Annotated in this window: 6 protein-coding genes and 1 pseudogene; 1 reads left to right on the plus strand and 6 read right to left on the minus strand. The window is 69.9% G+C overall.

Annotated features, from left to right (window positions below):
* Positions 1-117 precede the first annotated feature (117 nt).
* The 5 genes from IG78_RS0140145 to IG78_RS0140165 form a co-directional block, all read right to left on the minus strand.
* On the minus strand, positions 118-1,188 hold the full coding sequence (locus IG78_RS0140145) for a C40 family peptidase (RefSeq protein ID WP_030574384.1): 1,071 nt from the start codon (positions 1,186-1,188) through the stop codon (positions 118-120).
* Positions 1,189-1,202: 14 nt separating this feature from the next.
* On the minus strand, positions 1,203-1,685 hold the full coding sequence (locus IG78_RS0140150) for a poly-gamma-glutamate biosynthesis protein PgsC/CapC (protein ID WP_030574387.1): 483 nt from the start codon (positions 1,683-1,685) through the stop codon (positions 1,203-1,205).
* Positions 1,682-3,436 carry a poly-gamma-glutamate synthase PgsB gene (gene pgsB / locus IG78_RS0140155; protein WP_030574390.1) on the minus strand — a complete coding sequence of 585 codons (1,755 nt, stop codon included), beginning with the start codon at positions 3,434-3,436 and terminating at the stop codon, positions 1,682-1,684. Before pgsB ends, IG78_RS0140150 begins: the two co-directional genes overlap by 4 nt.
* 6 nt (positions 3,437-3,442) lie before the next feature.
* Positions 3,443-5,671: a HAMP domain-containing protein gene (locus tag IG78_RS0140160; RefSeq protein WP_037686575.1), complete on the minus strand. Its 2,229-nt coding sequence runs from the start codon at positions 5,669-5,671 to the stop codon at positions 3,443-3,445.
* A gap of 278 nt (positions 5,672-5,949) precedes the next feature.
* Positions 5,950-7,149: a CapA family protein gene (locus IG78_RS0140165; RefSeq protein WP_030574396.1), complete on the minus strand. Its 1,200-nt coding sequence runs from the start codon at positions 7,147-7,149 to the stop codon at positions 5,950-5,952.
* Between the two features lie 23 nt (positions 7,150-7,172).
* On the opposite strand from IG78_RS0140165, the gene IG78_RS0140170 reads away from it, so the two are divergent.
* Positions 7,173-8,147 carry a hypothetical protein gene (locus IG78_RS0140170; RefSeq protein ID WP_051853536.1) on the plus strand — a complete coding sequence of 325 codons (975 nt, stop codon included), beginning with the start codon at positions 7,173-7,175 and terminating at the stop codon, positions 8,145-8,147.
* 177 nt (positions 8,148-8,324) lie between these two features.
* Here the strand turns inward: IG78_RS0140170 and IG78_RS43490 are convergent.
* Positions 8,325-9,028 (minus strand): annotated as a pseudogene (locus tag IG78_RS43490) (hypothetical protein); the annotation flags it as partial.

The following is a 9,028-nucleotide window of genomic DNA, read 5'->3' on the forward strand; positions in this document are numbered from 1 at the left end:
GCCCGGTGACCTGGTCTTCTTCAAGCTCGACGCGCGTACCAAGGAGCGGCTCGCCCACGTGGGGAGCTTCCTGCCGCGGTAGCGGCGCAGGAACGGGAACCCCCACCCGGCCGCGGGCTAGAGCCGCTTGGCGCTACGCAGAGCGGACGCGTAGTACCCGTTCCCGTCCAGACGGGACGTACCGCTCTTGTCCCCGATGGTAGGCCCGTCGACCTCCTCCCGACTGGAGATGAAGATCTTGTGCCCCTCACCGTCGTGACCGAGGAAGATCCCCACGTGGTCGAGCCGCTCCTTGGTACGCGCGTCGAGCTTGAAGAAGACCAGGTCACCGGGCTGGACGACGTCGATGCTCTTCGGCCGGTCCGCCGGGGCGACACCCTTGAGGGGAATGACCGGCGCACCGACCTTGCCGCGGGCCATGCCGTTGGCGGTACGGGGCAGCCCGTCACCGGAGAGGTCGTTGGCCATCAGCGGGAACCGGGCCCGGTAGCCGAACACGGTCCGTACGAAGCCGGAGCAGTCGATGGCGCGCGCCCGCTTGGCCTCGGGCTGGATCGTCGTACCGTCCCGGAAGGTGTACGGGATGCCGAGGTAGTCGAAGAAGTCGGACTGCTCCTCGCGCAGGTCGTTGCCCTCGCTGCCGTTGGGGTTCAACGGCCCGAAGCTGGCGTCACCGGCGTAGGCGATGCCCTCGTCGTCCTTCTTGACCGGCGCCCCCTCCACGTACTGGAACGCGAAGGCGAAGATGTCGTCCTCCTCGCTGCCGGCGTACTGCTTGAACCAGTCCTTGAACCACTTCTCCTTCTCGGCCCCCTGACGCCAGTTCTCCGGCATCAAACGCACCCAGTTGTCCGTGACGACCTTGGACTTGGTGTTGGTGGGCTCGGCGAAGGTACGGCTCGGCCCGGAGAGCGTCGCCGTGCGGGCACCGTCCGTGAACGTGGCGAGGACCTTGCCGTCCTCGGTGCGCAGGACGGACCGGTCGGGGTTGCGAAGCCGCTCCCACTTCTGCTTCCCGTCGGCCTGCCCGGTGCCGTTGGTGAGGTCGGGCGTGTCGGTGACGGCCTGCACGGTGGGCGTCTTGTCCTGCTCGTCCTTGCGCAGTTCGACGGTCAGGTAGGTGCTGCCCGCGAGCAGGGCGAGAACGGTGACGGCGTGGAGTGCGGGGCGCTTCTTCTTGAGCGGCATGAGTGGCTCCGGAGTCAGGCGGACGGCATGAAGCCGAGGAGGATCCCGGCCGTGAGGACGACATAGGCCATGAGGGTCACCGAGCCCGTGGCGAGCAGGGTGGGGCCCTTGGGCTGGCGCACGAGCTGGTAGGCGATCAGACCGGGCACGATGAAGCCGAGGGTCTGGTTGCTGTACATGAGCGGGAACTCGATCGACAGGACGATCATCACGGTGGCCTGGAGCACCACACCGGTCAGGACGACGGCGGCGAACAGGCGCTTGCCGTAGAGGATGACGAAGCGCTGCATCAGCAGCACGCAGACGTACGTCAGGACGGTGACGCCGACCACCATGGCGGCGCGCTGGAGGTCCTCGACGAGGGTCAGCGCCAGCCAGCCCGGCGTGATCATGCCGCCGGGCGACAGGTTCGTCGTCAAGTAGCAGACGAGCGAGAACAGCAGCCCGAGCGCGATACCGACCGCGGCGATCTCGGGGGTGAGGACGGACGGGATCAACGCTGCTCTCCTGGGCTGTGCCACTGCTGGGTTTCATCCGCGGCGGGCGGGGCGGGCTGGACACGCGGCTCGAACAGGCCGCGCTGTGCGGGAGGTTGCTGCTGTGCGGACGGGCCCGACTGTGCAGACGAGTCCTGGTGTACCTGTGGTTGCGTCTCGTGCGGTGCCTGATACGTCTGGTGCTGCGCGTACGGGTCGTGCTGGGCGTGCTGGCCGTAGGCGTCGTAGGAGCCCTGGGTGCCGTAGGAGCCCTGGGTGCCGTAGGAGCCGTGGTTCTCGTACGGAGCCTGGGCTCCCTGCCCCGCGTACGGGTCGTGGGCCGTGTGCTGGCCCTGGTGCTGGCCCTGGTACGCGCCCTGGTAGGAGCCCTGCGCCGCGTACGGGTCCTGCGCGGCGTGGGTGTTGGCGAACTGCGCCGGGACCTGGTGCGACGCCGTGTTGTACCGGCTCTCGTACGCCTCCGGGTAGTGCTGGTACGGGTCGAGGTGCGGCTCGTACAGATGGTGGCTGCCGGTCGTCTCGTTGGCCGGATCACCGGCGGGGGCGGCCGGGGACGCCGGGTCCTCGCTCTCGTCGGCGGGGAGTTCGGCGAGGTGCTCCAGGAGCAGCTCGCCCTGGCCGTGGATGTTGCCGATGGCCACGAGCGAGGATTCGGCGCCGAGCTGCCCGAGCAACTGGCCCATGAACTCCTCCGGGTCGCGCTTGTCGCCGCCGAGGTCCACGGCGCGCGAGCGCCACTCGGTGGGGATGGCGTCGATGGCGGACTTGGCGGGGTGGCCGATGACGAAGACCTTGTCCGGCTTGAGGTCCGGGATGATCTCGCCCATCTGGCCGTTGCGCTCGACGCGGTCGGGACGGCAGTTGATGACCACGTTCAGGGGGCGGTGGATGGCGCCGAGGTCGAGCAACTGGTTGATGTTCATCAGCGTCGACTCGGGGTCGTTGGCCGCGAAGACATTGGCGAAGCGGAGCTTCTTGCCCTCCTCGGTGACGTACCGCTCGACGGAGAGCACACCGGGGTCCGGCGGCGCGTCGTACATGCCCTGGAGGGCGACCTCGCGGCCCACGCCGAGGAGCTCGGCGACCTTCAGGGCGATCGCCACGTTCTCCTTGAAGGTGAACCAACTGAAGCCGCGCAGCTCCTCGTCGGACACCGTCTCCGGGTCGGCGTAGACGAGCTCGCAGTTCCGCGACTCGGCCTCCTGCTTGAGGATGTCGAAGCGGTCCTTCTCGGCCGTCACGCAGATGCCGTTCTCCGGCATGGAGCGGGACAGCGAGCGCGCCACGTCGTCCAGGGTGGGGCCCATCTCGGCGAGGTGGTCCTCACGGACGTTGCAGAGCACGCCGATGGTGGAGCGGATCAGCTTGGACTGGTTGATCTCCTGGAGGGCGGGCATGACCGCCATGCACTCGATGACCAGCGCGTCCGGGTTGTACGCCGCCGCGCGGCGCACGATGCCTATCTGCTCCACCACGTTGGCGATGCCGAACTTGCGGTAGACCGGCTCCTCGGTGGCGTCGGGGTGGATGAAGCGGGCGGCGGTGCCGGTGGTCTTGGCGACCGTGGTGAGGTCGCCGCCGCGCAGTGCGCCGGCGCACAGGCGGGTGATGGAGCTCTTGCCGCGGATGCCGTTGACCAGCACCCGCGACGGTATGTGTTCCAGGTTGGTGAAGTGCCGCCGCTGCTCGATCACTCCCGCGATCAGCAGCACGGCACAGCACACCACCAGGACGGTGAAGAGGAAGAGCACGGCGGTTCAGTTCCTTCCGGCGAGACCGGCGCTCGCGCCGTCCCGCTTGCGCTGCGCACTGGACGGCATCTGCTGCCTGATCAGTTCGAGGCTGCGGGTGACGGCTCCGACCTCGTCGTGGTGGACCGGGTACAGGACGGTCTTGCGGTCTCCGTCGGCCAGTGCCTCCGACTGGTCGGCGAGCTTGCGCAGCGGCCGCACCACGATGATGTGCAGCCAGCCGAGACAGGCCACGGCCGCCGTGGCCCCGAGCATGCCCGCGAGGACCGTGCGGTTCTGCAGGGTGTACTCGGGGATGGAGAGGGCGGACGCGGGCTGCCAACTGACGACGGTCCAGCCCAACTGCTCGGCCACGCCGCCACCGGCGAACGGGGCGGCGGCGGCGATCTGGATGTCATCGCCGTCGCGGTACAGCACGCCGCTGGGCCGCGGCTTGTTGCCGACCTTCTGGCTGGTGCCCTTCACGAGCCCGTCCAGGCGACCGCTCGGCAGCCCCTGGAACTCACGGTAGCCGGTGTTGCCGCCGACAATCTTACGGTCCTTGTCGACGACCCGCACCGAACCGAGGCCGGGCCGCTTGAGCAGCGAGTTGAGGAACTCGATGCGGAACTCGCCCACCACGGCGGCGCCCTGGCGTCCGGACAGCTCGGCGGTGCCGATGATCACCGGCTCCTTGCCGTCCTCGTCGATCACCCGGACCTGCTGCTCGGACGGCTTGTCACCGACACCGCGCGGGTCGCCGCCGGCCCTGGCGAGAACCTCGCCCTTGCTGTCGAGGACGTACAGGGACCGATAGCGCGAGTGCTGGTTCAGGGTGCTGTCGAGGACCTTCTCCATGTCCGAGGGGTCGGTCTTGGCGCCGATCAGCGAGGCGACCGAGGTGAGGTCGGCGTGGCCCTCGTTGAGCGCGCGGCGGACCCGGTCGGAGAGGGTGTCGGTGCGCTCGCGCTGGTCGTTGATCATCTGCTGCGGCACCTGGACACTGTCACCGGGCCGGTTGAGCATGAGCAGCAGCGGTCCCGCCCACAGGAGCAGCAGCACGCCGGCGACCGCGACCAGGGTCCGGCTGCCGAACCTGCTGCGCTTGGCGGGGACCTTCGCGGCAGGTTCGCCGAGCAACTGGCGGCGCAGTCGCTCCAGGGCCGCGCCGATGCGGGCGGCCTCACCGTACTTGGGCACGGACACCGGGCGGTTGAGGTCGCCGCGGGTGAGCCTGCGGCTCTCCAGGAACAGCCGGATCAGCGGGCGCTGCACGGTGCGCAGGAGCCAGAAGACGGTCAGGCCGCCGATCAGGAGCAGCGCGCCGGCCGCGAGCAGGCCGAAGGCGGAGCTGGTGGTGCGCTTGGAGTCCTCGGCGACCGGGACCATGGCGACGACGCTGAGGCCGAGCCGGGTGGCCACGGTGGACTCGCCGGCCTCGGGGGCGGCGAGCGAGGCATAGCCCGCGACGGCGCGCTCGCCGTCGTGGCGGTCGCCGATCAGATGGCCGCTGACGCCGAGGTAGCCGCCGGAGCCGGGTTCCTTGGAGAGCAGCGGGTGGCTGCGGGACTTCTTCGCGGCGGTCTCCGCGAACATCTTGAGCTGGTTGTTGGAGGCCTTGACCTCGGCCTGCTCCTCTTCGGTGCTGACCTGCTCGGGCTCGGGGATGCCGTCGGTGCTGAGCACCTTGCCGTCCTCGCCGACGACCGCGATGGAGCGGAAGTTGCCGAGGCTGATGCCCGGGAAGCGCAGGCTGCTCGACGCCACCAGGAGCTGCTGCGGCTGCCCCTTCCAGGCCAGGACGGAGAAGGTGAGCAGTCGGGTCTCGCCGTTCTCCAGGCGCACCATGCGCGGGTCGAGTCCGTGGTCGCCGCTCAGCTTCGAGCGGTCGATCGCGGCCAGCGGCACGTTCTCACCGCGCGCGGCCATCAGTTTGCCGGAGCGGATCTCGACGACGGCGGTGCCCATCCACTTCTGGTAGACGCTGCCGATCTTGTCGAGTACGGCGTCGGCGGGCACCGGGTCGGCGGCGTTGAACAGGTCCGCGGTCCGGGTGAGGTCGGTGACGCTCTCGTCGATGGAGGCGCGCAGGGCGATGGCGCCGTCCTCGGCGAAGTGCTGCTGGGACGACTTGACGGCCTTGGGGACGGCCTCCTGGCCGACGCGGCCGAGGGTGAGGGCGGTGACGCCCGCCAGGGCAAGGAGCAGAACCGACAGCACGGCTATCGGGGGCCGGATGCCTCCGATGAGTGACATGTCGGTCCTTCGGCGGACCTTGTGCCGCCGCTTCGTGGGCGAAGCGGCCAAGGGGTGCTCCTCTCCTGGAGTGACACGAAGTGACACTGGGGTGACGCGGGCAAGGGGTTGCGCGCCGCGGCGCGTGTTTGGCGCACGGGTGCGATCGGAATGTCATGACCCATGACGGGTCCGGATGGATGTACGAACGCGGCGAAGTGTGAGCCAGATCAAAGATCCACTTTGTTTGGGAGCGGCGAAGGCCGCCAGTCCTGCCGCCAGGTGTTCTTCAAAGGTTCTCAGTCCGGCAACTTCTCCAGGGGCTCGAGGCCGTCCTTGCCGCCGCCGCGGTTGAGCACAGTGCCCTCGGTGCGTTCGAAGGCGAGGCGGTAGCGGGCGCGCTGCTGGTCGCTGAGCTTGTCACCGTCGCGGAGCGCCTCGGTCACGGTGATCAGCCGATTGTCCTGTACGGCGCCCTTGGGCATCCGGCCGGACTCGTCGGGGTCCGGCGGGAGTTCGGTGAAGGTGGGCACGTACTTGGCGTCGACGTCCCACTTGCCGCCGCGCTTGTGGAACTCGAACCAGCCGATCACACCCTCCTCGGTGAGGCCGCTCGGCGCGTCGTGCCGGGCGATCTGGTTGCCGAGGCCGTACGCGATCCAGGTGCCGTCGACCTTCTCCATCGGCTGCACCACGTGCGCGTGGTGGCCGACGACGAGGTCGATGCCGGTCTCCTTGGCGATCCTGCGGCCGAGTTCGACCTGCTCGGCCGCGGCGTTGGGCTGGTGCTCCTTGCCCCAGTGGATGCTCAGGATCACCACGTCGGCACCGGCGGCGCGGGCCTTCTTCTCGGCGGCCGCGATCCGGTCGAAGTCGGTCAGATTGGCGAGCCAGGGCTTGTCCTTGGGGACTTCACGTCCGTTGAAGCCGAGCGCGAAGGCGATCTGTCCGACTTTGACGCCCTTCACATTGGTGATGAGGGGCTTGTCCGCCTCTGCCTGGTTCCGTGCCGTTCCGGTGTGCCGCAGACCCGCCTTGTCCAGGGCGTTCAGGGTGCGTGTGACGCCCTCGGGGCCGTGGTCGAGGCTGTGGTTGGAGACGCTGGAGCACTGGTCGTAGCCGACGCCCTTGACCGCCGTGGTGACCTGTGGCGGCACCACGAAGTCCGGGAAGCCCTGGAAGGGGCCGCCGGGTTCACCCACCACCGGCTCGAAGTGGCAGATGCCGAGGTCCGCCTTGCTGATCACCGGCTTGATGCCCGCCAGCATCGGGGCGAAGTCGATCCCCTGCTCCCCCTTGCCCGTCGCCTTCGCGTCCTTGCGCGCCTGCTCGGTGAGTTTGGGGTGGATCAGGATGTCGCCGGCCGCGGCGACGGTGAAGGCCGGGCCGCCGTCGTCGGCGGCCTTCCCGTCGTCGCCGAAGGGGCCGCAGGCGGTGGCCGCGAGCAGGACGAGCGAGGCGGCGCAGGCCGGTATGAGCCCGCGCGAAGGACGTGTCATCACGAGGCTATCTTTATACAACCATGACTCACCCTCCAATTCGGTCGATAACAAAAGCAAAGCGGCTCAAGGGCCTTGCCGTACTTGCCGTCGTCACGGCGGGAGTGCTGAGTCTCACGCAGTGCAGTTCGCCGGACGACGGCTCCGGGGAGCGCTCCGCCTCCGGCTCCGTGTCGCCCCACGCCGGCCTGGAGGAACGGATCACCGCCTACACCTCGGGCTTCTCCGAGGACAGCGGGTACCGCCGCCCCACGCGCGATGAGCGGCGTGCCGTCGCCGAAGGAGTGGCCCTCCTCCTGGACCGGCACCGCTCCCGCGCCGAACGCCGACTGGCCGATGTCGACTTCCGGATCCGCACCGTCACCGAACCGGCCACCGGGCGGCGCTACGCCGAGGTCTCCGACCGCTCCGACGACGCCGAGGCCCCCCGTGGCTGGGGCCGGGCGTACGTGGACCTCGACTCCCCGATCCGCTGGTCCGTGCAGGTGCCGCACCCCGTTGCCGACCGCAACACCGAGCATCTCGGCGCCGCGCTGCTCAGCCGCTCCCCGGGCGGTGTGCTTGTCATTGCTGGGGCACATCGCAAAGCTGGGCACGGTGACGAGGCGGACGTGGCGCACCGCCGGAAAAGCGTGTTTCACGCCATCTGCGGCGAGTTGGCGAAGCGCGGGGTGCCCGGCATCCAGGTGCACGGCATGGCGGACGACTCCGCGCCCCGTTACGACGTGGTCGCCTCCACCGGGCGGGGCCGCGAGGCGGTGACGGAGGGCAGGGACCTGGCGGACGCGCTGCGGCGGCGCGGCTACGAGGTGTGCCGCGCCTGGGCCCGTTCCTGCCCCCTGGAGGGGCGCCGCAACGTGCAGGGGCGTACCGCCTGGGCGGAGGAGACGGAGTTCCTGCACGTCGAGTTCGGTGCCGGGATCCGCGACAGCCGCGGGGGGCGGCGCAAGGCTGTGGCGGCGATGGTCGCGGTGACGCGCGATTGGCGGCGCATGTAGGCCCCCCCTTGTGCCCGGGGGGCCGCTCCAGGCTTCCCTTTTGTGCCACGGCTGGGGCTCCGCCCCTAGACCCCCGTATCGGCGCTCCGCGCCTCGTCCTCAATCGCCGGACGGGCTGAAATTCTCGCCGGTGCACGCTGGTATCTCACCGGAGCAGACTGGAGTCTTCGCCGAGCGCTAGGACTCTGCCGCACCGGCGACGTCTTTCAGCCCCTCCGGCGTTTGAGGAGCGGGGTCTGGGGCGGAGCCCCAGTTTCGGAGAAGGGGCGGGTCCGGGGCGCCCCGCGTGTACACCACCGCCCCACCCACCACCCCCACCCGCTCATACCCCCCACCACTCAGCACCCGCCGAAATCCCCGCACCCGCCCGGCCCCGTACGGCTTCCCGCGGGAGTCGTCGACGACCACCGCGGGCGGACGCGCCGCCAGTTCCGCGCGGAAGACACCCCAGGCACCGGGAACCGCGTACTCCTCCCCCACCCGGGGACCGTCGCGCCCACCGCTGTAGTTGGTGAGCAGGCCCGCGCTCAGATAGCGGCTGGCGGGGACACGGTCGGCGAGCCAGTACGTCTCGGGGTGCATGCCCCAGAACAGGACGCGGTCGCCGGGGGAGGTGCGGCTCTGGACGGCGGCGGCGAGGCGCTGGGCGTGCGCGAGGTCGGGGCGGGGCACGAACAGCCCCCAGGCCACGAACAGGGAGCAGACGCACGCGGAGGCGAGGACTGCCCGGACGGTGCGCTCCCGGGGCAGGATTTGCAGCGCAACTGTGCCCAGAAGGGCCAGCGGCGGCGTGAGCTGAAGGAAGTAGTGGCCGAAGAAGTGGCAGCCACCCCCCGACCCCGGCCCGGCCCCGTACGGCTTCCCGCGGGAGTCGTCGACGA

Origin of the sequence: Streptomyces aureocirculatus, assembly GCF_000720475.1 — a bacterium.
GTDB classification, from domain to species: Bacteria; Actinomycetota; Actinomycetes; order Streptomycetales; family Streptomycetaceae; genus Streptomyces; species Streptomyces aureocirculatus.